The organism is Stutzerimonas kunmingensis (assembly GCF_021432085.1).
Lineage (GTDB): Bacteria > Pseudomonadota > Gammaproteobacteria > Pseudomonadales > Pseudomonadaceae > Stutzerimonas.
Genome location: NZ_CP090366.1, coordinates 441,499 through 465,404 on the forward strand (window position 1 = coordinate 441,499; position 23,906 = coordinate 465,404).

General features: G+C 63.9%; 20 protein-coding genes. 14 read left to right on the forward strand and 6 right to left on the reverse strand.

Annotated elements, in window-relative coordinates:
* The first annotated feature begins 8 nt into the window (after positions 1–8).
* Genes LW136_RS02055 through crtB form a run of 4 tightly spaced genes read left to right on the forward strand, consistent with a single transcriptional unit; the run spans position 9 to position 4,879 of the window.
* Positions 9–1,295, forward strand: a complete 1,287-nt coding sequence (locus tag LW136_RS02055; protein ID WP_234174538.1) for a glycosyltransferase — start codon at positions 9–11, stop codon at positions 1,293–1,295.
* The gene (gene crtY, locus LW136_RS02060; RefSeq protein WP_234174539.1) at positions 1,285–2,454 is read left to right on the forward strand and encodes a lycopene beta-cyclase CrtY; all 1,170 of its coding nucleotides are present in this window, start codon (positions 1,285–1,287) and stop codon (positions 2,452–2,454) included. Before LW136_RS02055 ends, crtY begins: the two co-directional genes overlap by 11 nt.
* Entirely contained in the window at positions 2,451–3,956 is a 1,506-nt protein-coding gene (locus LW136_RS02065; RefSeq protein WP_234174540.1) for a phytoene desaturase, read from the forward strand. Before crtY ends, LW136_RS02065 begins: the two co-directional genes overlap by 4 nt.
* Positions 3,953–4,879 carry a 15-cis-phytoene synthase CrtB gene (crtB, locus tag LW136_RS02070; RefSeq protein ID WP_234174541.1) on the forward strand — a complete coding sequence of 309 codons (927 nt, stop codon included), beginning with the start codon at positions 3,953–3,955 and terminating at the stop codon, positions 4,877–4,879. Before LW136_RS02065 ends, crtB begins: the two co-directional genes overlap by 4 nt.
* On the opposite strand, the gene LW136_RS02075 is transcribed toward crtB, so the two are convergent.
* Positions 4,839–5,372, reverse strand: coding sequence for a sterol desaturase family protein (locus LW136_RS02075; RefSeq protein ID WP_234174542.1), 534 nt, complete (start codon positions 5,370–5,372; stop codon positions 4,839–4,841). The two genes, crtB and LW136_RS02075, sit on opposite strands and share 41 nt — an antisense overlap.
* Before the next feature lie 83 nt (positions 5,373–5,455).
* On the reverse strand, positions 5,456–6,499 hold the full coding sequence (locus LW136_RS02080) for an NAD(P)H-dependent flavin oxidoreductase (RefSeq protein ID WP_234174543.1): 1,044 nt from the start codon (positions 6,497–6,499) through the stop codon (positions 5,456–5,458).
* A 135-nt stretch (positions 6,500–6,634) separates the two neighbouring features.
* On the opposite strand from LW136_RS02080, the gene LW136_RS02085 reads away from it, so the two are divergent.
* Positions 6,635–7,474: a 23S rRNA (adenine(2030)-N(6))-methyltransferase RlmJ gene (locus LW136_RS02085; RefSeq protein ID WP_234174544.1), complete on the forward strand. Its 840-nt coding sequence runs from the start codon at positions 6,635–6,637 to the stop codon at positions 7,472–7,474.
* A 137-nt stretch (positions 7,475–7,611) separates the two neighbouring features.
* On the opposite strand, the gene LW136_RS02090 is transcribed toward LW136_RS02085, so the two are convergent.
* Positions 7,612–8,586 (reverse strand): serine/threonine protein kinase, encoded by a 975-nt coding sequence (locus tag LW136_RS02090; protein WP_234174545.1) that lies wholly within the window; start codon positions 8,584–8,586, stop codon positions 7,612–7,614.
* A gap of 71 nt (positions 8,587–8,657) precedes the next feature.
* The gene (locus LW136_RS02095; protein WP_234174546.1) at positions 8,658–9,362 is read right to left on the reverse strand and encodes a ComF family protein; all 705 of its coding nucleotides are present in this window, start codon (positions 9,360–9,362) and stop codon (positions 8,658–8,660) included.
* 93 nt (positions 9,363–9,455) lie between these two features.
* On the opposite strand from LW136_RS02095, the gene bioB reads away from it, so the two are divergent.
* From bioB to LW136_RS02140, 9 genes are all read left to right on the forward strand, one after another.
* A complete protein-coding gene (gene bioB, locus LW136_RS02100) occupies positions 9,456–10,514 on the forward strand; it encodes a biotin synthase BioB (protein WP_234174547.1) in 1,059 nt (352 codons plus the stop codon).
* 120 nt (positions 10,515–10,634) lie between these two features.
* Positions 10,635–11,813 (forward strand): 8-amino-7-oxononanoate synthase, encoded by a 1,179-nt coding sequence (bioF, locus tag LW136_RS02105; RefSeq protein WP_234174548.1) that lies wholly within the window; start codon positions 10,635–10,637, stop codon positions 11,811–11,813.
* Positions 11,806–12,531: an alpha/beta fold hydrolase gene (locus tag LW136_RS02110; protein ID WP_104098911.1), complete on the forward strand. Its 726-nt coding sequence runs from the start codon at positions 11,806–11,808 to the stop codon at positions 12,529–12,531. Before bioF ends, LW136_RS02110 begins: the two co-directional genes overlap by 8 nt.
* On the forward strand, positions 12,524–13,339 hold the full coding sequence (gene bioC / locus LW136_RS02115; RefSeq protein WP_014818866.1) for a malonyl-ACP O-methyltransferase BioC: 816 nt from the start codon (positions 12,524–12,526) through the stop codon (positions 13,337–13,339). The genes LW136_RS02110 and bioC overlap by 8 nt, the downstream gene beginning before the upstream one ends.
* Positions 13,339–14,025: a dethiobiotin synthase gene (gene bioD / locus LW136_RS02120; protein WP_125875824.1), complete on the forward strand. Its 687-nt coding sequence runs from the start codon at positions 13,339–13,341 to the stop codon at positions 14,023–14,025. Before bioC ends, bioD begins: the two co-directional genes overlap by 1 nt.
* A gap of 87 nt (positions 14,026–14,112) precedes the next feature.
* On the forward strand, positions 14,113–14,361 hold the full coding sequence (locus LW136_RS02125; RefSeq protein WP_125875822.1) for a hypothetical protein: 249 nt from the start codon (positions 14,113–14,115) through the stop codon (positions 14,359–14,361).
* A 375-nt stretch (positions 14,362–14,736) separates the two neighbouring features.
* Complete coding sequence (locus LW136_RS02130) at positions 14,737–16,542, forward strand: phenylacyl-CoA dehydrogenase (protein WP_023445082.1); 1,806 nt, start codon at positions 14,737–14,739, stop codon at positions 16,540–16,542.
* Positions 16,543–16,704: 162 nt separating this feature from the next.
* Positions 16,705–17,994, forward strand: a complete 1,290-nt coding sequence (locus LW136_RS02135; protein ID WP_046617611.1) for a GGDEF domain-containing protein — start codon at positions 16,705–16,707, stop codon at positions 17,992–17,994.
* A 139-nt stretch (positions 17,995–18,133) separates the two neighbouring features.
* Positions 18,134–19,912, forward strand: a complete 1,779-nt coding sequence (locus tag LW136_RS02140; RefSeq protein ID WP_090520993.1) for an acyl-CoA dehydrogenase C-terminal domain-containing protein — start codon at positions 18,134–18,136, stop codon at positions 19,910–19,912.
* A 414-nt stretch (positions 19,913–20,326) separates the two neighbouring features.
* On the opposite strand, the gene msrA is transcribed toward LW136_RS02140, so the two are convergent.
* Together msrA and LW136_RS02150 are read right to left on the reverse strand one after the other, a co-directional pair.
* A complete protein-coding gene (gene msrA, locus LW136_RS02145) occupies positions 20,327–20,974 on the reverse strand; it encodes a peptide-methionine (S)-S-oxide reductase MsrA (RefSeq protein ID WP_234174549.1) in 648 nt (215 codons plus the stop codon).
* Between the two features lie 114 nt (positions 20,975–21,088).
* Positions 21,089–23,761, reverse strand: a complete 2,673-nt coding sequence (locus LW136_RS02150; RefSeq protein ID WP_234174550.1) for a bifunctional diguanylate cyclase/phosphodiesterase — start codon at positions 23,759–23,761, stop codon at positions 21,089–21,091.
* Positions 23,762–23,906: the final 145 nt, after the last annotated feature.

Genomic DNA, 23,906 nt, shown 5'->3' on the forward strand with positions numbered 1-23,906 from the left:
GCCGCCAGATGACTCATTTCGCGGCAATCGCGCCGCCCTTTCTCAGCCACCTGCGCGCGTTCGAAGCAGTCGCCTGGGCGCTGACGCAGCGAGGCCACCGAGTGACTTTCGTCCAGCAGGCCGATGCCGCCGAGCTGTTGACGTTGCCCTCGGCCGGATTCGCCGCCATCGGCGCCGAGTCCCATCCGCCGGGCAGCCTGGCTGCGGTGGTCCGCCGCGCCGCGCAACCGGGGCCTTTCGGTATCCGCCGGGTCATCGCCGACATGGCGGCGAGCACTGCATTGTTCTGTCGCGAGGCGCCGGGCATGCTGCGTTCGCTGAAGGTCGACGCCGTGCTGGCCGATCAGATGGAGCCAGCGGGCGCGCTGGTGGCCGAGCATCTTGGCCTGCCGTTCGTTTCCATTGCCTGCGCCCTGCCGTTCAATCGCGAGCCGCTGGTGCCCTTGCCGGTGATGCCCTGGCGCTACCGGGCGACCGACTGGGGCGAGCAGCTCAACCTGCACAGCAGTCGTGTCTACGACCGCCTGATGCGCCCCCACGCCGAGGTGATCCAGCACTACTGTCAGGCGTTCGGCCTGGCGCCGCGCTCGACCTTGAGCGAGTGCCTGTCGCCCCTGCTGCAGATCAGCCAGACGGTGCCTGGCTTCGACTTTCCGCGCCGCCAGCTTCCGGCGCACTTCCACGGGCTCGGGCCGTTGCGTCGCCCGCTGCACGGCGAAGCCGAGCTGAACCTGCCAATCGATCCGACGCGGCCGTTCGTCTTCGCCTCGCTGGGCACCCTGCAGGGACATCGCTATACCTTGCTGCGCAATATCGCCCGCGCCTGCAAGCCACTCGGCGTACAGCTGTTGATCGCCCATTGCGGCGGGTTGAATGCCGCGCAAGCGGCGCGGCTGCAGGATGAGGGCGCGCATTGGGTCACCGACTTCGCACCCCAGCGGGCGGCATTGGCCCGGGCTGCGGCGGTCATCACCCATGCCGGGCTGAATACCGTGCTCGATGCCCTGGAGGCCGGTGTGCCGATGCTGGCGTTGCCGATTGCCTTCGATCAGCCGGGTGTCGCAGCGCGTATCGAACATGCCGGCGTCGGCCTGCGCTTGCAGCCGCAGCTGGTGAGCCCGGCGCGGATCGGCCACGCATTGCAGCGGCTGTTGAACGAAGGCGAGTTTCGCCAGCGGGCGGCGCAACTGGGGGCAGAAGTGCGTGAGGCCGGTGGTGCGGTGCGTGCCGCCGAGCTGATCGAGGCTGCGCTCGGGACAGATGGACTACGACCGGAGGTGGCGAGTGGCGCTTGATGCGGACCTGATCCTGGTTGGCGGCGGGCTGGCCAACGGGCTCCTGGCCCTGCGCCTGCGTCAGCAGCGGCCCGATCTGCGCCTGCTGCTCGTCGAGCAGGGCGACACCCTGGGCGGCAATCACACCTGGTCCTTTCACCAGCACGATCTGACGCCGGCTCAGCACCGTTGGCTGGAGCCCATGGTGGGCAAGCGCTGGCCCGGCTATGAAGTGATCTTTCCCGACCTGCAGCGCCGGCTAGGCAGCGGTTACGCGAGCATCTTCTCGGAGCGCTTTCACCAGTACCTGATGCCAGAACTGAGCGATGGCGTGCGTTTGCGCACGACCGTCGCCAGCGTGGAGTCACAAAGGGTGCGTCTGGGCTCGGGGGACATCCTGCAGGCCGGCGCGGTGATCGATGGACGCGGCGTGCGGCGGACCGGTCAGCTGGCGCTCGGCTTTCAGAAGTTTCTCGGCCAGGAACTGCGCCTGCAGCAGCCGCACGGCTTGCAGGAGCCGATCATCATGGATGCCGGTGTCGCCCAGCACGATGGCTATCGCTTCGTCTATGTGCTGCCGCTGGATGCGGACACCCTGCTGATCGAAGACACCTATTACGCCGACGGCGCTACCGTGGCCCCGGATACGCTGCGCGACAACATCGGCAGCTACGCCAGTGCGTGCGGCTGGACCATCGCCGAAATGCTGCGCGAGGAGCAGGGCGTGCTGCCCATCGTCCTCTCCGGTGACCTGCCGGCGTTCTGGGACGAGGCGCGCGGCGTGCCGCAGACCGGGCTGTCCGCGGCGTTGTTCCATCCCACCACCGGCTACTCGCTGCCCGACGCGGTGCGTCTGGCCGATCACCTGATCGCGCTGGACCGCTGGGATGCCGGCAGCCTGTTCGAAGCGATCCGCGACTACTCGTTGGCGCAGTGGCGCCAGCGCGGCTTCTTCCGACTGCTCAATCGCATGCTGTTCATGGCCGGTCCGGCGGATCGCCGCTGGGCGGTGATGCAACGTTTCTATCGCCTGCGCGAACCGCTGATCCAGCGTTTCTATGCGGCCAAGCTGACCACCCGTGATCGCTTGCGCATCGTCTCGGGCAAACCTCCTGTTCCGCTCGGCGAAGCGCTGCGCGCGCTCGCCGCCCATGATCTGCATCGCAAGGATTACCGATGAACCAAGCTAAACGAGCGGTGGTAATCGGCGCCGGCTTCGGCGGGCTGGCGCTGGCCATCCGTCTGCAGCGTGCCGGCATCCAGACCACCCTGTTGGAGAAGCGCGACAAGCCTGGTGGCCGCGCCTACGTCTATCACGATCAGGGCTTCACCTTCGACGCCGGGCCGACGGTGATCACCGATCCGCCAGCGCTGGAAGAACTCTTCAGCGGCGCTGGCAAGCGCATGGCCGATTACGTCGAGCTGCTGCCGATCAGCCCCTTCTACCGGCTGTGCTGGGAGGACGGCTACAGCTTCGATTACGTCAACGACCAGGCCCAGCTGGATCGGCAGATCCATGCGCTCAACCCCCGTGACGTCGCCGGCTATCAGCGCTTTCTCGCCTATTCGCGCGCGGTGTATGAAGAGGGCTACGTCAAACTCGGCACCGTGCCCTTCCTGTCGTTCCGCAGCATGATTGGCGTCGCTCCGCAGCTGGCCAAGCTGCAGGCCTGGCGCAACGTGTACAGCATGGTGGCCAAGTTCGTGGAGAACGACCGGCTGCGGCAGGCGCTGTCCTTTCACTCGCTGCTGGTCGGCGGCAACCCCTTCGAAACTTCATCGATCTACGCGCTGATTCATGCGCTGGAGCGCCAGGGCGGCGTCTGGTTTCCGCGCGGCGGTACCGGTGCGCTGGTGCAGGGGATGGTGAAGCTGTTCGAGGACCTGGGCGGCAAGCTGGAGCTGAACGCCGAGGTGGCGCGCATCGAGCTGGCCGAAGGGCGGGCGAAGGCGGTGATCACGGGTGATGGGCGTCGTTTCGATACGGGTGCGGTCGCCTCCAACGCCGATGTTGTAAACACCTACAAGCAGCTGCTCGGGCATGAGGCGCGCGGCCGCGATGAAGCCAAACGGCTCTCCGGCAAACGCTTCTCCATGTCCTTGTTCGTCATCCATTTCGGCCTCAAGCGACGCCACGAGCATCTGCAGCATCACACGGTGTGCTTCGGGCCACGTTACCGCGAGCTGATCAATGAGATCTTCAAGCGTGAAACCCTGGCCGACGACTTCTCTCTTTATCTGCACGCGCCCTGCGTGACCGACCCATCGCTGGCGCCGGAAGGCTGTGCCAGCCACTACGTGCTGGCGCCGGTGCCGCACCTGGGGACGGCGGATATCGATTGGGCGGTGGAGGGGCCAAAATACCGCGACCGAATTTTCGAGTACCTCGAGCGGCACTATATTCCCGGTCTGCGCGGTGATCTGGTGACCCACCGCATCTTCACCCCGCACGATTTCCGCGACGAGCTCAACGCGCACCTGGGTTCGGCGTTTTCGCTGGAGCCGATCCTCACCCAGAGCGCCTGGTTCCGCCCGCACAACCGTGATGACGTGATTCCCAACCTCTATATCGTCGGCGCCGGCACCCATCCGGGCGCGGGGGTTCCGGGCGTCGTGGGCTCAGCCAAGGCCACCGCCGGGTTAATGCTGGAGGACTTCATGTTGGGGGAGCAGGCCGGATGAATGACAAGGTCATCGACCATTCGACCCAGGCAATCAACGTCGGCTCCAAGAGTTTCGCGGCGGCGGCAAAGCTGTTCGACGAGCGCACTCGCCAGAGCGCCGTGATGCTCTACGCCTGGTGCCGTCACTGTGATGACGTGATCGACGGGCAAACGCTGGGGCATGGTCAGGTCGAGGGTGATCGATCGACTGGCGAGGTGCGGTTGGCCGAGCTGGTTGACCTGACCGAACGCGCCTATGCCGGCGAGCCGATGAGCGATCCGGCTTTTGCGGCGTTCCAGCAGGTGATTCAGCGGCACCAGATCCCCCGTGAGTACCCGCTGGAGCATCTCGCCGGCTTTCGTATGGACGTGCAGGACTACCGCTACCAGACCCTCGATGACACCTTGCTCTACTGCTACCGGGTTGCCGGTGTGGTCGGTCTGATGATGGCGCGGGTGATGGGCGCCGAAGCGGAGCCGACGCTGGATCGCGCCTGTGACCTGGGCTTGGCCTTCCAGCTGACCAACATTGCCCGCGATATCGTCGAGGATGCACAGATCGGCCGCGTTTACCTGCCGGCCGAGTGGCTGGCCGAAGTGGGCATCCCTGAAGATGAGGTCGCGCTACCTGAGCATCGTGCGGCATTGGCCACGCTGGCAGCGCGACTGGTAGATCTGGCCGAACCCTACTATCAATCGGCATCTCAGGGCCTGCGGGACCTGCCGTTACGCTCGGCCTGGTCGATCGCCACGGCGCATGGCGTCTATCGGCAGATCGGCGTCGAAGTGAAAGCGCGCGGCGCAGCGGCCTGGGATGCGCGGGTGTCGACGAGCAAGGCGCAGAAGCTGCAGTTCCTGCTGGGGGGGGGCGTGTTGGCGCTGGCCTCGCGGCGGATGCAGGTCAGGCCGCGTCCTGACGGTCTCTGGATGCGTCCTCGCTAGCGCTAACGCTCGCCTTGCGCAGCGGCCCATCGTGCAGCTGGCGCAATTGGCGCTTGAGCACCGGCAGCGGCGGTGAATAAAGAAAACCGAAGGACACGCAGCGCTCCTTGCCCTCGACGGCATGGTGCATGCGGTGCGCCTGATAAAGGCGCTTGAGATAACCGTTGCGCGGCACGTAGCGCAGCGGCCAGCGGTGGTGCACCAGCCCGTCGTGGGCGACGAAATATAGAAAGCCGTAGGCCGTCATCCCGGCGCCGATCCATTCCAGGGGGTGATAACCGGCCGTGCCGAGGGCGATCAGCAGGATCGCCACGCCAGCGAACACCACCGCATACAGGTCGTTCTTCTCGAACCAGCCGCTGCGTGGCTCGTGGTGCGACTTGTGCCAGCCCCAGCCCCAGCCATGCATCACGTACTTGTGTGCCCACCAGGCGAAGACTTCCATGCCGGCGAGGGTGGCGAGGAAGACGAGCGTATTGGTCAGTGGACTCATTGGCGGCGTTCCGTGTGACGTGCGGTCGATTCTACGCCCCGTCGCGACGGCTCAGGACTCGCCGCGACGGAATGCGTAATGACTCAGGCCCGCCAGCCGGCCGCAAGTTCACGGGTCAGCTGGCCGGCCGGGATATCCCGGCAGCCACTGACGTTCTGCCCGGCCCACAGCGGCGTGCAGTGATCCAGGCCCTGCTTCTCGGTCTTGGCGCGCAGCGCGCCGATGGCGTTGCCGGCCAGCGGGAAGGGCGGAACCCCTTCGGGCAGCGGACCCAGCTCGCGCATGATGCGGTTGACGATGCCGCGTGCCGGGCGCCCGCTGAACAGGGTGGTCAGCGCCGTATGCGCCGCCTGCGGGCTCTTCAGCGCGGCGCGATGCAGCGCATTGGTACGGCTTTCCGGACACAACAGGTAGGCGGTGCCGAGTTGTACGCCAGCCGCACCGAGGGTCTGTGCCGCAGCCACTCCCTGTGCATCGGCAATGCCGCCAGCGGCGACCACCGGCACGTCCAGCGCGGCGACCAGTTGTGGCAGCAGCGCGAAGGTGCCGAGCTGGGTGGTCAGGTCCTCGCTGAGAAAGATGCCGCGGTGGCCGCCGGCTTCCTGGCCCTGGGCAATCACCAGATCGACGCCGTGCTGCTGCAGCCAGAGGCCTTCGGCGACCGTTGTCGCGCTGGAGGCTATCTTCGCCCCGGTGCCGCGGGCGCGCTGCAGCAGGTCGGGCGCCGGCAGGCCGAAGTGGAAGCTGACCAGCGCCGGCTTGTGCCGCTCCAGCACCTCCGCCATCGCCGCATCGAACGGTTGCCGGGTGGCGCCGGTGGGAATGCCTGCCGGGTCGATGTCGAATTCGGCGAACATGGGTGCGAGCATCCGGTGCCAGGCGTCGAAGGCCGTCGGGTCGGCGGCCGGTGTCTGGTGGCAGAAGAAGTTGACGTTGTAAGGTCGGTCTGTCAGCGCCTCGATGGCGGTCAGCTCGGCGTCCAGCGCCTCGGCGTTGAGCATACCGGCCGGGATCGAACCCAGCCCGCCTGCCTCGCAGACCGCCGCGGCCAGCAGGTGATTCTGCGCACCGGCCATGGGTGCCTGGATGATCGGATGCTCGATGCCGAAAAGATCACGCAGGTCCATGAGGTCAGCTCCGTTCAGTCGTCGTGGGGCGCCACTGTAGCCCGTGTCGGTGGCCGGGGAAAACGACGCTGGTCATGCCGGACCTGCGCGGCGCAAGGCGGACGGGTAAACTGCGCGGCTCTCGAGGAGGATCAGATGAACTACCGCCACGCCTTCCATACCGGCAACCACGCCGATGTGCTCAAACACCTGGTGTTGAGCCGGATCTTCGCCCTGCTGTCGCGCAAGGAGGCGCCCTTCGCCTACCTCGACAGCCATGCCGGCGTCGGCCTCTACGACCTGGCCGGCGACCAGGCCAGCCGCACCGGCGAGTGGCTGCAGGGCATCGCCCGCATCTGGCAGGCCGAGGCGCTCCCGACGCTGCTCGATGACTACCTCGGCGTGATCCGCCAGCTCAACCCGGACGGGGCGCTGCGCTATTACCCCGGCTCGCCGGAGCTGGCGCGGCAACTGACCCGCGAGCAGGATCGTCTGCAGCTCAACGAAAAGCATCCCGAGGACGGCGCGCTGCTCAAGGACAACATGGCCGGCGACCGCCGCGTGGCCGTGCACCGAGGCGAGGGCTGGCATGTGCCGCGGGCCTTGATGCCGACGCAGGAAAAGCGCGTGGTACTGCTGATCGATCCGCCGTTCGAACAGGCCGACGAACTGAGCCGCTGTGTGACGGCGCTGAAGGAGGCGCTCGGCCGTATGCGCCAGACCATCGGCGTGATCTGGTATCCGATCAAGGACGAGCGCCAGCTCAAGCGCTTCTATCAGGACTTGGCGCGCAGCGGGGCGCCCAAGTTGCTGCGTGCCGAACTGTTCGTCCACCCCGCCGACGATGCCAGCCGCCTGAGCGGTTCGGGCCTGGCTATCACCAACCCGCCGTGGGGGCTGGAGGAAGAGCTGCGTGAGCTGTTGCCGTGGCTGGCCGAGCAGCTGGCGCAGAGCCAGGGCAGCTGGCGGCTTGACTGGCTGATCGAGGAGGCCTGAGTCGCGGAGATCGCCACCCGGAGGACCTCCACCCGGTGGATCGATAAAGCGCGATCCATCCTACGCAGACGCCGGGATTCGTAGGAAGGATGTCGCTTTTCACATCCACCGTCACGGGTCCGCAGCCACACCATGCCTCAGAACAACCTGAGCGGTTCTTCCTGCAGCGCCGATATCTGTTCGCGCAGGATCAGCACCTGGTCGCCCCAGTAACGCTCGCTGCCAAACCAGGGAAAGCTCATCGGGAAGGCCGGATCGTCCCAGCGGCGGGCGAGCCAGGCGCTGTAGTGCATCAGCCGCAGCGCGCGCAGAGCCTCGATCAGCGGTAGCTCGCGGGGGGCGAAATCATGGAATTCGTTGTAGCCGTCCACCAGTTCGGCCAGCTGACCAAGACGTTCATGGCGCTCGCCGGCGAGCATCATCCACAGGTCCTGCACCGATGGGCCCATGCGGCAATCATCGAGATCGACCAGATGAAAGGCATCGTCGCGGGCGAGGATGTTGCCCGGGTGGCAATCGCCATGCAGGCGGATCGGGGTGAAGTTGGTGCTGGCGAAGACGTCTTCGACCCGCTTGAGCAGATCGCGTGCCACCGACTCGTAGGCCGGCAGCAGGCTTTTGGGCACGAAGCCGCCTTCCAGCAAGCTGTTCAGTGAATCGTGGCCAAAATTCTGTACGCCCAGCGTTTCGCGATGCTCGAACGGCCGGTTTGCACCTATCGCATGCATCCGCCCCAGCAGCTGGCCGAGACGATAGAGCTGGTCGAGATTGCCCGGCTCCGGCGCGCGGCCTCCTCTGCGTGGAAATAGCGCAAAGCGGAAGCCGGCGTGCTCGAATAGCGTCGTGCCGTTGCGTTCCAGCGGCGCCACCACCGGCACCTCGTGCTCGACCAGTTCCAGGCTGAACTGGTGCTCCTCGAGAATCGCCTCGTTGCTCCAGCGACCGGGACGGTAGAACTTGGCGATCAGTGGTATTTCATCTTCGATGCCCACCTGATAGACGCGGTTCTCGTAGCTGTTGAGCGCCAGCACGCGGGCATCGCTGAGATAACCGATGCTTTCCACAGCGTCGAGGACCAGGTCCGGCGTGAGTGTATCGAAGGGATGAGACATGACCGGCTCCGCAGAATAGACCGATCAGTGTATTGCACCGGGGCTTTTAAACAACCGCGCGTCCGCCGCTATCAGTCGCCTGGCTTGGGCGTGCGTGCCAGGCAGTAGACGTCCACTCGCACCGCACCCGCACGCTTGAGCAGTCGCGCCAGCGCCTCGGCGGTCGCACCGGTGGTCAGCACATCGTCGATCAGCGCCAGATGGCGGCCCTTGATGTCGTTGCCCGGCGCCAGGCAAAACGCCTGGCGCAGATTTCGCCGTCGCGTGGCGGCGTCCAGTTGCTGCTGCGGGGGCGTATCGACGACGCGTTCCAGCAGATGCTCGTCGACCGGCAGTTTCAGCGCGCCGCCCAGCCACTGGGCCAGCATCTGCGCCTGATTGAAGCCGCGCTGGCGCAGGCGACGGCGGGCCAGCGGCACGGGTACAAGAAGGTCCGGCTGCGGCAGCCCGTCGGTGAAGGCATGTTGCAGATGCAGCGCCAGGCGCTCGCCAAGCAGGCGGCCGAATGGCCAGCGCGCCTGGTGCTTGAAGCGGGTGATCAGCGCATCCACGGGAAAGGCGAAGCGCCAGGGCACCTCGACGTGGTCATAGCTTGGCGGCCTTTTCTGGCATTCGCCGCAGACCAGCCCGTGTGTCGGCAATGGCACGGCACAGGTTGCACACCGGCCATCGAGCCAGGGCAGTTCGGCTTCGCAAGGGCCACACAGTGGGTGACCGTCGCAAGGTTCATCGCACAGCAGGCAGTACTGTATATTAATTGACCAGTTGTAAACCATGATTCCTTTCCTGGTTGACAGCGTATCGAGCTTGGCTAAACATTCCGCATCCGTGCCAGGCCGCCGAGCCGCTATTAATTACAAGGAATGCCCATGAGTGCCACCTCCGCCTCCATTACGCGTCACGATTGGACCCTCGCCGAGGTCAAGGCGCTCTTCGAGCAACCCTTCAATGATCTGCTGTTCCAGGCGCAGACCGTGCACCGCCAGCACTTCGATGCCAACCGCGTGCAGGTGTCCACGCTGCTGTCGATCAAGACCGGCGCCTGCCCGGAAGACTGCAAGTACTGCCCGCAATCCGGCCACTACAACACCGGCCTCGATAAAGAGAAGTTGATGGAAGTGCAGAAGGTGCTGGAGGCGGCGGCCGAAGCCAAGGCCATCGGCTCGACGCGTTTCTGCATGGGGGCGGCGTGGAAGCATCCGTCGGCCAAGGACATGCCCTACGTGCTGAAGATGGTCGAAGGGGTCAAGGCCATGGGCCTGGAAACCTGCATGACCCTCGGCAAGCTCGATCAGGAGCAGACCAAGGCGCTGGCCGCAGCGGGGCTGGATTACTACAACCACAACCTCGACACCTCGCCGGAGTACTACGGCAATATCATCACCACCCGCACCTACGGTGAGCGTCTGGAGACGCTGAGCTACGTGCGCGAGGCGGGGCTGAAGATCTGCTCCGGCGGTATCCTCGGCATGGGCGAGTCGCTGGACGATCGCGCCGGCCTGCTGATCCAGCTGGCCAACCTGCCGGAGCACCCGGAATCGGTGCCGATCAACATGCTGGTCAAGGTCAAGGGCACGCCGCTGGCCGAGGAACAGGACGTCGATCCGTTCGACTTCATTCGCATGCTCGCCGTGGCGCGGATCATGATGCCGAAGTCCCACGTGCGCCTGTCCGCCGGCCGTGAACAGATGAACGATCAGATGCAGGCCCTGGCATTCTTCGCCGGCGCCAACTCGATCTTCTACGGCGAGAAGCTGCTGACCACCGCCAACCCGCAGGCTGGCAAGGACATGCAGCTGTTCGCGCGCCTGGGCATCAAGCCGGAAGAGCGCCACGAGCACGCCGACGAAGTACACCAGGCGGCCATCGAGCAGGCGCTGATCGAGCAGCGCGACAGCAAGTTGTTCTACAACGCCGCTTCAGCGTGATGATTCGTTTCGGTGGACGGAGACGCCAACTGCGCCCCGATTCCCCCGACACTTAACGCGACTCTTCGTAAGGTGGATAACCCGCTTGCGGTTATCCACCATTCGCCGGTATCCGAGTCCATGACTTTCGATCTCTCCGCCCGTCTTGCCGAGCGCCGCGCGGCCCATCTCTATCGTCAACGCCCGTTGCTGGAAACACCGCAGCAGCCGGAAGTGATGGTCGATGGGCAGCGGCTGCTGGCGTTCTGCTCCAACGACTACCTGGGATTGGCCAGCCATCCCGAGGTGATCGTAGCCATGCAGCAGGGCGCCGCGAAGTGGGGCGTGGGCGGCGGCGCCTCGCATCTGGTGATCGGCCACAGCACGCCGCATCACCAGCTCGAAGAAGCCCTCGCCGAATTCACCGCCCGCCCGCGTGCCCTGCTGTTTTCCACCGGCTACATGGCGAATCTGGCCGCGGTGACGGCGCTGGTCGGGCAGGGCGATACGGTGCTGGAGGATCGCCTCAATCACGCTTCCCTGCTCGATGCCGGTCTGCTCTCGGGCGCGCGTTTCTCGCGCTACCTGCACAACGACGCCGAGAGCCTCGGCAAGCGCCTGGAGAAGGCCAGCGGCAATACCCTGGTGGTGACCGATGGCGTATTCAGCATGGACGGCGATCTCGCCGACCTGCCGGCGATCTGCGCCACGGCCAAGCAGCGTGGCGCCTGGGTGATGGTCGACGATGCCCATGGCTTCGGTCCGCTGGGCGCGACGGGCGGCGGCATCGTCGAACACTTCGGTCTGGGCATGGATGACGTGCCGGTGCTGGTTGGCACGCTGGGCAAGGCGTTCGGCACCGCGGGTGCCTTTGTCGCCGGCAGCGAGGAGCTGATCGAAACGCTGATCCAGTTCGCGCGACCGTACATCTACACCACCAGCCAGCCGCCGGCGGTGGCCTGTGCCACACTCAAAAGCCTGGAGCTGCTGCGCAGCGAAGGCTGGCGCCGAGAGCATTTGAACCGGCTGGTCACGCGTTTCCGCGAGGGCGCGCAGCAGATCGGGCTGACACTGATGGACAGCCCGACACCGATCCAGCCGGTGCTGGTCGGCAGCAGCGAACGGGCGTTGAGGCTGTCGGCATTGCTGCGCGAGCGCGGCATCCTGGTCGGCGCGATTCGCCCTCCAACCGTTCCGGCCGGCAGCGCACGGCTGCGGATCACCTTCACGGCGAGCCACAGTGAGGCACAGCTGGACCGCCTGCTGGAAGCGCTGGCCGAGTGCTGGGCCCTGTTGCCCAAGGAGAACGAGGATGCGTGATCGACTGATTCTTCTGCCGGGCTGGGCGTTCAGCTCGGCCGCCCTTGAACCCCTGGCCGAGCTATTGCGCGACCGCCAGCCACGGCTGCAGGTCGACATTGCCCCGCTGCCGACGCTGGATCGCCCCGAGGCCTGGCTCGATGAGCTGGATGCGCGGCTGCCCGTCGACAGCTGGCTCGCCGGTTGGTCGCTTGGCGGCATGCTGGCGACGCAATTGGCCGCGCGGCGTGGCGACAACTGTCCGGGGCTGATCACCCTCTGCAGCAACCCCTGCTTCCGCAGCCGTGACGACTGGCCGACGGCGATGCCTGCCGAAGTGTTCGATGCCTTCGAGGAGGCCTTCCGACTCGGGCCGGATGACACGCTCAAGCGCTTCAGCCTGCTGTGTAGCCGCAGTGCCTACGATCCGCGGACGCTGGCGCGGCAACTGCAGGTTAGCCTGCTCGAGCAGCCTTCGTCAGTGGCTGCCGCCGGGCTGCGTCTGCTCGCCGAGCTGGACGGCCGCGAGGCGCTGCAAGGTTATGTGGGGCCACAGCTGCATCTGTTCGCCGATGGTGATGCACTGGTGCCGGCGTCAGCGGCAGATGCGCTGCTGGCCTCTCTGCCGGATGTGGAAGTCGATGTGCTGGCCAATGCCAGCCACGGCCTGCCGCTGGAGCGTGCCGACGACGTGGCGACGGCAATGCTGGCGTTTATGGGTGATGGCGAGGATGACTGAAGCATCGCTCAGCGAGCGTCCGCCGGCGCAGTTGCCTGATAAGCGCCAGGTCGCGGCATCGTTTTCCCGTGCTGCGGGCAGTTACGACAGCGTCGCCGCGCTGCAGCGACAGGTCGGCAATCAATTGCTGGCCCGACTGCCCTCCACTCGGCAACCCGGCCGCTGGCTCGATCTCGGCAGCGGCACCGGCTACTTCTCCCGCGTCCTGGCTGCGGCCTTTCCGGAGGCCGATGGCCTGGCACTGGATATCGCCGAGGGCATGCTGCGCCATGCACGGCCGCAGGGCGGCGCACGGCATTTCGTCACCGGTGACGCCGAGCGGCTGCCGCTGCGTGATGGCACTGTCGACCTGATCTATTCGAGCCTGGCCCTGCAGTGGTGCGAGGATTTCGCCAGCGTGCTGAGCGAAGTGCGGCGGGTGCTGCGTCCGGGCGGCATCTTTGCCTTCACCAGTCTGTGCAGCGGTACCCTGCAGGAGCTGCGGGACAGCTGGCAGGCGGTGGACGGCTTCGCTCACGTCAACCGCTTCCGCTCGCGGGAGGCCTACCAGACGCTGTGTAGGGGCTGCGGTCTGGGATTGGCGAGTCTCGAAGTGCGCCCGGAAGTGCTGCATTTCCCCGATCTGCGCCAGCTGACCCATGAGCTCAAGGCGCTGGGTGCGCACAACCTGAACCCGGGTCGCCCGGATGGACTGACCGGGCGTGCACGCATCCGCGCGCTGGTCGAGGCCTACGAAGGGTTCCGCCGTCCCGAGGGGCTTCCGGCGACCTACCAGGTGATCTACGGCATTCTGCACAAGGAGCCATGATGCATCGCGCTTTCTTCATTGCCGGCACCGATACCGATGTTGGCAAGACCACTATCGCCGCGGGCCTGCTGCATGCAGCGCGCCTGGCGGGGTTGTCCACCGCGGCGGTGAAGCCGGTCGCCTCAGGCTGCGAAAGGACCGAGCAGGGTTTACGTAACAGCGATGCGCTGGCCCTGCTGGCCGAGTGCAGCCTTGCGCTGGACTATGCGACGGTCAACCCGTTTGCCTTCGCGCCGGCCATTGCCCCGCACATAGCTGCCCGCGAAGCGGGTGTCGAACTGACCGCCGCTCGTCTGATCGAGGCCGTGCAACCGGTAATGGCCCGGCAGGCCGGCGTCACTCTGGTCGAGGGCGCGGGAGGCTGGCGAGTCCCGCTGAATGCGCGTGAGTATCTGTCGGCATTGCCAGTGGCGCTGGGGTTGCCGGTTATTCTGGTGGTCGGGGTGCGCCTGGGATGTATTAATCATGCGCTGCTCAGCGCTGAAGCGATTGTCCGCGACGGGTTGGTGCTGGCCGGCTGGGTGGCCAATATCGTCGACCCGGCCACATCGCGCCTGGAGGAAAACCTCGCCACGCTTTCTGAGCTGCTGCCGGCACCCTGTCTTGGTCGGGTGCCCCGTCTCGCTGAGCCGACAGCGCAGCAGGTTGCGCAATACCTCGCTTTGCCCGCGCTGCACCCGGAGTGAGTGGACGCGCACTCTGGCGGCAAGCGTCTTGCGGTACTTGCCGGCATCTGCTTGAATGGTGGCAACCTGATAGCGCGTGGAGTCGCCATGCAAATCACCAATAACCTTCTGGGCGCCGGCCTCGGTGCCTACCAGGGCGGTCAGCAGCGCGTCGAGCAGGCCGCTTCTTCCATTGCCTCCGCCAACGCACCTGTGTTGGGCAACTCCCAGGCGGTCACCGAAATCACCGAGCAGCTGATCCAGTTGAAGGTCGGTGAACACAGTGCCAAGGCAGGTGCCCGTATGATCCAAAGCGCTGACGAAGTTCTCGGCACGCTGATCGATACCCAGGCCTGATCGCGTCCTCCGGCGCTCATCGATTCTCCTTGCTGATTCGAGTCGTCATTCATGCGCTCGGCCAGCTTCGCTTTTCTCCTTCCTGCATCTTCGTTCCTGCCAGTCAGCTCGGCAGGCGCCGGGCTTGCTGCGTCTTTGCAACATCAGAGTTCCTATTCCCGAATTTCGCCAGGCGTGGCCTTCGCTCGACCTGAATTTGGCTGATTCAGCCGATAAGTGGTGCCCTGTTCCGCGCTTGACATCGCTCAGGTCGAAACGTATGTTTCAAACGCCTGTTTGACCTTTCGGGCTGGTAGTCCGACGGTCGAAATCGAATTCAGATGGCTGGGTCGCCCGGTCAGCTTGTTACAAGAACTCACCGCTGAGGTTTACGCTATGCCCGACTACAAGGCCCCCTTGCGCGATATCCGTTTCGTACGTGACGAGCTGCTCGGCTACGAAGCGCACTATCAGAGCCTTCCGGGATGTGAAGACGCCACCCCGGACATGGTCAACGCGATTCTCGATGAGGGCGCGAAGTTCTGTGAGCAGGTACTCGCTCCGCTGAATCGCGTCGGCGACATCGAAGGCTGCACCTGGAGCGAGTCGGGCGTGAAGACGCCGACCGGTTTCAAGGAAGCTTACGAGCAGTACGTAGCAGGCGGTTGGCCGAGCCTGGCCCATGACGTCGACCACGGCGGTCAGGGTCTGCCCGAGTCCCTCGGTCTGGCGATCAGCGAAATGATCGGTCAGGCCAACTGGTCCTGGGGCATGTACCCCGGCCTGTCTCATGGCTGCATGAACACCATCGCTACCCACGGTACCGACGATCAGAAGCACACCTATCTGAGCAAGCTTGTGTCCGGCCAGTGGACCGGCACCATGTGCCTGACCGAACCGCATTGCGGTACCGATTTGGGCATGTTGCGCACCAAGGCCGAGCCCCAGGCCGACGGCAGCTACAAGCTGAACGGCACCAAGATCTTCATCTCCTCCGGTGAACACGACATGGCCGAGAACATCGTCCATATCGTTCTGGCTCGCCTGCCCGATGCTCCGGCTGGCACCAAGGGCATCTCCCTGTTCATCGTGCCCAAGTTCCTGCCCAACGCCGAAGGCGAGAAGGGCGAGCGCAACGGTGTGAACTGCGGATCGCTTGAGCACAAGATGGGCATCCACGGCAACGCGACCTGCGTCATGAACTTCGACGGCGCCACCGGTTTTCTGATCGGTCCGCCGAACAAGGGCCTGAACGCGATGTTCACCTTTATGAACACCGCACGTCTGGGTACCGCGCTGCAGGGTCTGGCACATGCCGAGATCGGTTTCCAGGGCGGCATCAAGTACGCTCGTGAGCGCCTGCAGATGCGTGCGCTGAGCGGCCCCAAGGCGCCGGAAAAGCCAGCCGACCCGATCATCGTGCATCCGGACGTGCGTCGCATGCTGTTGACCATGAAGGCGTTCGCCGAGGGCAACCGCGCGATGGTCTACTTCACCGCCAAGCAGGTCGACATCGTCAAGAACAGCCAGGATGAAGAGCAGAAGAAGCAGGCCGACACGCTGCTGGCCTTCCTCACGCCGATCGCCAAGGCGTTCATGACCGAAGTGGGCTTCGAAGCGGCCAACCATGGCGTGCAGATCTACGGTGGTCACGGCTTCATCGCCGAGTGGGGCATGGAGCAGAACGTGCGTGACGCGCGTATTTCCATGCTGTACGAGGGCACCACCGGTATCCAGGCGCTGGACCTGTTGGGCCGCAAGGTGCTGATGACCCAGGGCGAGGCGCTGAAGTCCTTCACCAAGATCGTGCACAAGTTCTGCCAGAACCAGGAAGGCAACGAAGCCATCAAGGAGTTCGTTACCCCCCTGAATCAGCTGAACAAGGAGTGGGGCGAGCTGACCATGAAGATCGGCATGGCCGCCATGAAGGATCGTGAAATGGTCGGTGCGGCGTCGGTCGACTACTGCATGTATTCCGGCTACGCCTGTCTCGCCTATTTCTGGGCTGACATGGCTCGGGTTGCTGCCGAGAAGCTGGCTGAGGGCACCTCCGAGGAGGCGTTCTACAAGGCCAAGCTGCAGACCGCGCGATTCTACTTCCAGCGCATTCTGCCGCGTACCCGCATGCATGTCGACGCCATGCTGTCCGGTGCCGACAACCTGATGCAGATGGCTGAGGAAGACTTCGCTCTCGGTTACTGACGGGTTGAGGTTGTAAAGAAAAGCCGCTGCTTTGCAGCGGCTTTTTTGTGCCCGATCCAGACGTTGTACTGCTTTTGCCGCATCTTCGCCGGTATTTCGGCTGCACAACTGGGAGCAAGAAGGCAAAATGCTAGCTTTTCTCGGCAGCATGCCGGAGTTGCCGTGTCGCGTACCGTCCCGCCTCGCTTCAGCCATTTTCTCGCGCCATTGGCCCTGTTGCTCGGCGGAGAGGTCATCGCGCGTCAGGTTTCGCTGAACGAGTTCTTCACGTCGCTCTATAACGTCCTGCCGACCGTACTGCTGTTGCTCGGCGGTGCGCTTTGCATGATGTACGGCCGCATCCGCGAGCTGTTTCTGCTGCTCTGCGTCTATCTTGCCTATTTCCTCCTCGATATCCACGCCGATCACTACCGGGCACATGGCACTCTGCTGGACGATGCTGCACTGACCTTTCATCTCTGCAGCTTGCTGCTGCCGCTGCTTTACGGCCTGTATGGCGTGTGGCGAGAGCGCAGTCACCTGGCGCAGGACGGCCTGGCCCGTGCCGCCGTGCTGTTTGCCGTCGGCGTCGTCGCCGTGGCGCTGGCAAAGCGGTTTCCGGAAACGTTACATGCCTGGCTGGTGGTGATTCGCTGGCCCGCCTTGCAGGCCGATTGGCTGCAGCTTATCCAGTTGGCGTACCCGGCGTTCCTCGTGGCGCTAGTGTTACTGATCGTCCAGTACCTGCGCCAACCGAGGCCGTCCCACGCGGCGCAGATCATCGCGCTGCTCGGCATTCTGCTGATGCTGCCGCAGACGTTCAGCCGCTATGCCGCCCTCAACATTCTGAGCAGCCATGTACTGCTGATGCTGGTGACGGCAATCGCTCATGAGGCTTATCTCATGGCCTTTCGTGACGAGCTGACCGGCTTGCCTGGGCGTCGCGCTCTGAATGAGCGACTGCAGCGCCTGGGGCGGCAGTACGTGCTGGCGATGGCTGATGTGGACCACTTCAAGCGCTTCAACGATACCTATGGTCACGACGTCGGTGATCAGGTGCTGAAGATGGTTGCCAGCCGGCTGCGCAAGATCGGCGGCGGTGGGCGCGCCTATCGTTATGGCGGTGAGGAATTCACTCTGGTATTTCCTGGGCACAGTATCGAGGAGTGCCTGCCGCACCTCGAGGCGGTACGCCAGTCGGTGGAGGCTTATGCCCTGCAGCTGCGTGACGCAGACAATCGGCCGAAGGATGATCGTCGCGGCCGTATGGCCCGGGGAGCGGCGTCGGCAAACCAGGTCTCGGTGACCATCAGCATCGGAGTGGCGGAGCGACAAGGCGAGCAGCGCAGTCCGGAAGAGGTGATCAAGGCCGCCGACCAAGCGCTGTACGGTGCAAAAAAAGCAGGAAGAAACTGTTCGCGAGTGCATGGCAGTGGCCGCGGCGCGGTGCGCATGGCCGAGCATTCGCGTTAGGGTTGCATCGGTATTGATAGTGACTGGTCAAAACTATCTGGTCATAAAAAGACGCTTAATCCTGTCCTGGTTATTCGGTTAGACTCGCTGGAAACGGCCCATAGTGGCCGCAACCCAGTGTCTTGCGAGGAACCTTGCCATGGCTGACTACCAAGCGCCGCTGCGCGACATGCGTTTTGTCCTGAATGAAGTCTTCGACGCGCCGAAACTCTGGCAGTCGCTGCCAGCGCTAGCCGAAGTGGTCGATGCCGAGACGGCCGATGCAATTCTCGAGGAAGCTGGCAAGATCACCGCCAACAGCATCGCGCCGCTCAACCGCAGCGGTGACGAAGAAGGCTGCCGCTGGGACGCCGGGGCGGTTTCTACGCCCGCCGGCTACCGCGAGGCTTATCAGCTATACGCCGAAGGCGGCTGGGTCGGTGTCGGTGGCGATCCGGCGTTCGGCGGGATGGGTATGCCCAAGGTCATCTCGGCTCAGGTTGAGGAGATGATGAACTCCGCCAGCCTGGCCTTCGGCCTCTATCCGATGCTGACGTCCGGCGCCTGCCTGTCGATCTACGCGCACGCCAGCGAGGAGCTCAAGCAGAAGTACCTGCCGAACATGTATGCCGGTGTCTGGTCCGGCTCCATGTGTCTGACCGAACCTCATGCCGGTACCGACCTCGGCATTATCCGCACCAAGGCCGAGCCGCAGGCAGACGGCTCCTACAAGATCAGCGGCACCAAGATATTCATCACCGGCGGCGAGCATGACCTGACCGAGAACATCATCCACCTGGTGCTGGCCAAGCTGCCGGATGCGCCAGCTGGCTCCCGCGGCATCTCGTTGTTCCTGGTGCCGAAGGTGATGGTCAACGAGGACGGCACCCTGGGTGAGCGCAACTCGCTGTCCTGCGGTTCCATCGAGCACAAGATGGGTATCCAGGCCTCGGCGACCTGCGTGATGAACTTCGACGGTGCCACCGGCTGGATGGTCGGCGAGCCGAACAAGGGCCTCGCAGCGATGTTCACCATGATGAACTACGAGCGTCTGGGCGTCGGTATTCAGGGGCTGTCGACTGGCGAGCGCTCCTATCAGAGCGCCATCGAGTATGCCCGCGAGCGTATCCAGAGCCGCGCACCGACCGGACCGATTGCGCAGGACAAGGCAGCCGATCCGATCATCGTGCATCCGGATGTGCGCCGCATGCTGCTGACCATGAAGGCGTTGAACGAGGGTGGTCGCGCGTTCTCCAGTTATGTCGCGCTGCAGCTCGATATCGCCAAGTTCAGTGACGACGACGAGGCGCGACTGCGAGCCGAGGCGCAGGTGGCGCTGCTGACACCGGTAGCCAAGGCTTTCCTCACTGACATGGGGCTGGAAACCACGGTACATGGCCAGCAGATTTTCGGCGGCCATGGCTTCATCCGCGAGTGGGGCCAGGAGCAGCTGGTGCGTGACTGCCGCATTACTCAGATCTACGAGGGCACCAACGGCATTCAAGCGCTGGACCTGGTTGGGCGCAAGATCGTCGGCAGTGGTGGCACCATGTATCAGGCCTTCGTCGATGAAATTCGCGCATTCATCGCTGATGCCGCTCCAGAGCTGGCGGAGTTCACCGAGCCCCTCAAGGCTGCCATGGACAATCTGGATGAGCTGACCGCCTGGGTCATCGATCAGGCCAAGGTGAATCCGAACGAAATCGGCGCCGCCTCGGTGGAGTACCTGCACGTGTTCGGCTACACCGCTTATGCGTACATGTGGGCACGCATGGCGGCGACGGCATTCGCCAAACAGGATGAAGGCGACTTCTACCAGAGCAAGCTGGGAACCGCGCGTTTCTACTTTGCTCGCCTGTTGCCGCGAATTCATTCGCTGAGCGCTTCGGTCAAGGCCGGAAGCGAGTCGCTGTACCTGCTCGACGCTGCTCAATTCTGAGAAGCCGCGGCTTAATCTAAAGGCAATATGAAATTATTTGGCCATGACGCGGAACGATTAAGCCGCCCTTCAGGTCATAAAAACCGCACCATGTAAGCCTGGACTTACAGCACTGCATCAAGGATGACGCGATGTAGGAAAAGGCTTACAAGGCGTGATGCACAATGGCTACTACAGGCTCACAAGGTCTGACGGTAATCTACTGCTTAAGGACGTGGCGCATGGAAAGCGCAAATCAATAAAACGGACCACACAGGGAGCGGCGCCAGGATGGCGCGCGATCATGGATGTCAGGATTCAGTCTGCAGAGCCCCGCTTCGGCGGGGTTTTTCTTTTCTGCTTAGTTCTTATGCCAGCAGTCGGCCATTCAAGCGGCCTTGCGACCGCTTAGGCTTAGCCCGGCTTCCCCCGGCATCAATTCGGCAGGCACACACCGGTCCCACCAAGGCCGCAATATCCCCCAGGATTCTTTGCCAGATACTGCTGGTGATAGGCCTCTGCGTAGTAGAACGGCGGTGCATCGTCGATCTCGGTGGTGATGGCCGGAAAGCCCGCTGCGCTTAGTTGCCGCTGGAAACGTTCACCGCTTGCCTCTGCCTCGCGGCGCTGCTGTGCATCCATGCAGTAGATCGCCGAACGGTACTGGCTGCCGACATCGTTACCCTGCCGCATCCCCTGGGTCGGGTTGTGTGCCTCCCAAAAAACGCGTAGCAGCGTGCCGTATTCGATCTGCTGAGGATCGAAGACCACCAGTACCGCCTCCGTATGCCCGGTTAGCCCGGAACAGACTTCATCGTACGTCGGGTTCGGGGTCAGGCCTCCGGCATAGCCGACAGCCGTCGTCCAGACTCCCGGCTGCTCCCAAAACCGCCGTTCCGCTCCCCAGAAGCAGCCCATGCCAAACACCGCCTGGCAAAGCCCTGCTGGAAAGGGTGGCTGCAGCGGGTTGCCATTGACGTAGTGGGCGGGGGGCACCGGTATGGGTGTCGAGCGGCCGGGCAAGGCCTGCTCGGCGGTGGGCAGTGCCTGTTTGTTGATCAGAATCTGCGAGCGTAGCGACATGCGAGCCTCGAGCGGGGAAGGTGGCTGACGAGCTAGGCTACAAAAGCCTGGAAGTCAGTGAAAGCGCCACGGCTACCACGCGTCGCAGAGTTCTGCGGGAACGGTCGCCGTGGCTCAGCACCACTGAGGGTAGCGGCGTAGGGCCTCGGTCAGGATGTTGCCGGGAATTGGCTTGTCGAACAGGTAGCCCTGACCGATATCACAGCGATGACGACGCAGGAATTTCAGCTGCTCCGGTGTTTCGATTCCTTCAGCGACGACCTTCAGGTGCAGCTTGCGGGCCATGGCGATCACTGCCGAGGTGATCTCCACGTCGTCCTGGTTGCCCGGGATGTCCTTGATAAAGCTGCGATCGATCTTGATCACGTCGATGGGGAATTTCTTCAGGTAGCTCAGCGAGGAATACCCCGTGCCGAAGTCGTCCATGGCCAGCGTCAGGCCGAGCGCCTTGAGGCCGATCAGCTGCTGTCGGGTTTCCTCGGTGGCTTCGAGCAGGAGGCTTTCTGTCAGCTCCAGCTCCAGCTGCGCTGCGGGAAGTTGCTCTTCGAGCAGAATTGCGGCGATCGTGCCAAGCAGATCCGGATCCGAGAACTGCTTGGGTGAAAGGTTGATTGCGATCTGGGGTGTGCCAAGGCCTAGCGCTGACAGGGTGACGCCCATCCGGCACGCCTCCCGCGCGACCCACTTGCCGATCGGGATGATCAGCCCGGTCTCTTCCGCGACGCTGATGAACTGATCCGGGCGGATCATGCCCTTTTCCGGATGGTTCCAGCGCAGCAGCGCTTCCAGCCCCTGCAGCCGGCCGGTATGCAGGCATAGCTTGGGCTGGTAGAACACTTCCAACTCGTTCTGCAGCAGCGCACGGCGCAGGTTGTTCTCGACGAACAGCTTGTAGTTGGCTTCGGCATGCAGGGCTTCGGTGAATATCTGCACCTGGTTCTTGCCGTTCGCCTTGGCTTTGTGCAGCGCTTGCCCGGCATGCTTCATCAGCGTTTCCGGGTCACGCCCGTGCTGGGGCGAGCACGCCAGCCCCAGGGACCCGCTGACGCTGATCAGCTGCTTGTCGACGAATAGCGGCTTATCGAGGATGCGCAGCACCTGGTCTGCCAGGCGGACGCCTTCGTCCAGTCCCTTGTCATCGAACAGCAGGGCGAACTCGTTGCTGGCAAAGCGTGCCAGTACGGCCTGCTGGCTGAGTCCGTTGCGCAGTCGCCGGGCAAGGCTGGTGAGCAGCTTGTCGCCGGTCTGGTGGCCGAGGCTGTCGTTGATGCGCTTGAAGTTGTCGATGTCCACCAGCAACAGGCAGAGCCTGGGCTCGGCGCCGGCGGCAAAGCGCTCCTCGATGCTGCGAATGAAGTACGGGCGATTGCCCAGGTTGGTCAGGTTGTCGGTATAGGCCAGGCGCTCGATATGCTGATGCGCCAGTTTGCTGCGGGTGATGTCCTCGTAGATGCCGATGTAGTGGGTCAGCGCGCCTTCTTCATTGAAGACCTTGGAGATGGAAAGCTGACCCCAGTACGGCTCGAGGTTCTTGCGTCGGGAGCGGAACTCGCCCTGCCAGCTGTTGCTGTGGGCAAGTACCGAAGAGGTGTCGAACAGTAGCTCGCCGAGGTTTTCCAGAGCCTTCAGATCGGCCAGACGCTGACCGCGTACCTCGGCTGAGGAAAACTGGCTGATGACGGTGAATGCCGGATTCACATATTCCACCCGGCCTTCTCGGTCGACCAGGATGAAGGCGCTGGCGCTCTGTTCCACGGCGCGCTGGAACAGGCCGAGCATATGGGTTGCGCTGAGCCGCTGCTGATTGGCCAGCACTTGCGCATACTGATCGGCCAGCTCGCCGGCGAAGGCGATCTCGTCGGCCTGCCATGCGCGCGGTTTGCCTGTGTGTTGCAGGCTGAGAACGCCGATTACCTCCCCACCGACTCGAATGCTGGCGTCCAGGATCGAGCGAACGCCCTGCGGGCGATAGATAAGCTGGTCAAGCTCGCAGGTGCGGTGATCCTGGGACACGTCCTGCGCATCGACGGCGCGCCCGCTCTGCAGCGCCTGCAAGTAGCGGGGAAAGGGTGCGAGTTCCAGGGCTGAGGGCGTTTCGTAATGGTCGCTGTCGAGTCGGTAGCACGACACTGGCTCCAGGCGCGTGCCGTCCAGATGCCAGATTGTCGCGCGGTTCAGCTCGTAGACTTCGCAGGCGGCCTGGGTGATCAGCTGTGCCGCTTCCAGTTCCGGATTGGCGGAGCCGTAGCGATGCCGAGCCAGCCTGACGATCAGGCTCTGCTGGGTGCGCGAACGCAGCATGTGCTCGATGTGTTCGTCCTGGGCTTGCTGATGTTGCTGCAGCGCCGTGCGCAGTCGGGCGTTCTGCGCCCTGAGAGCCTGATCCGATTCAGGCTGGCGTCCGGGCATCAGATAGCCCCTGAGCAGCTCGCGACCATACTGCTGGCAAACTTCGCCGAGTTCGGTGATGTCCTGCACGCCGTCAGGCGTGTGCAGTCGATAGCTGACTGAATAGTGGCTGCGGCCTGTCAGCTGTTGCTGAATCTCTTCGTGTAGCTGGTGACGGACGCTGGGCTCCATCAGGCTGGCGTAGGGGGCATCGACCAGGGAGCAAAGGTCGCCGGCGGAAACACCGAGATAACGCTCGCAAGCGGGGTCGAGAAACAGCAGTGTCCAGCTGGACTCGTTCAAGCGCTCGAAACGCAGCATGCCGAGCCGTGAAGGCACTGGCAACTGCGTCACAACCTCGGTCGCCAGACGGCTGGCGGCATCGGTATGTATTTTCATCGAGCGGTTGGCTTCCAGTATGCTCCACGGAGTCGGGCTGGCCTGTGCTCCAGGCGCCGTTCCAGCGAAGGACGATGGCTAAATAATATTAATTTCGGCAAGGGTGCATCATGCGACAGGGACTGACAAGTCGGCTTGCAAAGTT

Excerpts from the sequence above, each read along its gene's own strand:
- LW136_RS02055 (WP_234174538.1), top strand. The coding sequence starts at position 9 with ATGACTCATTTCGCGGCAATCGCGCCGCCCTTTCTCAGCCACCTGCGC.
- LW136_RS02065 (WP_234174540.1), top strand. The coding sequence starts at position 2,451 with ATGAACCAAGCTAAACGAGCGGTGGTAATCGGCGCCGGCTTCGGCGGG.
- crtB (WP_234174541.1), top strand. The coding sequence starts at position 3,953 with ATGAATGACAAGGTCATCGACCATTCGACCCAGGCAATCAACGTCGGC.
- LW136_RS02075 (WP_234174542.1), bottom strand. The coding sequence starts at position 5,372 with ATGAGTCCACTGACCAATACGCTCGTCTTCCTCGCCACCCTCGCCGGC.
- LW136_RS02080 (WP_234174543.1), bottom strand. The coding sequence starts at position 6,499 with ATGGACCTGCGTGATCTTTTCGGCATCGAGCATCCGATCATCCAGGCA.
- LW136_RS02085 (WP_234174544.1), top strand. The coding sequence starts at position 6,635 with ATGAACTACCGCCACGCCTTCCATACCGGCAACCACGCCGATGTGCTC.
- LW136_RS02090 (WP_234174545.1), bottom strand. The coding sequence starts at position 8,586 with ATGTCTCATCCCTTCGATACACTCACGCCGGACCTGGTCCTCGACGCT.
- LW136_RS02095 (WP_234174546.1), bottom strand. The coding sequence starts at position 9,362 with ATGGTTTACAACTGGTCAATTAATATACAGTACTGCCTGCTGTGCGAT.
- bioB (WP_234174547.1), top strand. The coding sequence starts at position 9,456 with ATGAGTGCCACCTCCGCCTCCATTACGCGTCACGATTGGACCCTCGCC.
- bioF (WP_234174548.1), top strand. The coding sequence starts at position 10,635 with ATGACTTTCGATCTCTCCGCCCGTCTTGCCGAGCGCCGCGCGGCCCAT.
- LW136_RS02110 (WP_104098911.1), top strand. The coding sequence starts at position 11,806 with ATGCGTGATCGACTGATTCTTCTGCCGGGCTGGGCGTTCAGCTCGGCC.
- bioC (WP_014818866.1), top strand. The coding sequence starts at position 12,524 with ATGACTGAAGCATCGCTCAGCGAGCGTCCGCCGGCGCAGTTGCCTGAT.
- bioD (WP_125875824.1), top strand. The coding sequence starts at position 13,339 with ATGCATCGCGCTTTCTTCATTGCCGGCACCGATACCGATGTTGGCAAG.
- LW136_RS02125 (WP_125875822.1), top strand. The coding sequence starts at position 14,113 with ATGCAAATCACCAATAACCTTCTGGGCGCCGGCCTCGGTGCCTACCAG.
- LW136_RS02130 (WP_023445082.1), top strand. The coding sequence starts at position 14,737 with ATGCCCGACTACAAGGCCCCCTTGCGCGATATCCGTTTCGTACGTGAC.
- LW136_RS02140 (WP_090520993.1), top strand. The coding sequence starts at position 18,134 with ATGGCTGACTACCAAGCGCCGCTGCGCGACATGCGTTTTGTCCTGAAT.
- msrA (WP_234174549.1), bottom strand. The coding sequence starts at position 20,974 with ATGTCGCTACGCTCGCAGATTCTGATCAACAAACAGGCACTGCCCACC.
- LW136_RS02150 (WP_234174550.1), bottom strand. The coding sequence starts at position 23,761 with ATGAAAATACATACCGATGCCGCCAGCCGTCTGGCGACCGAGGTTGTG.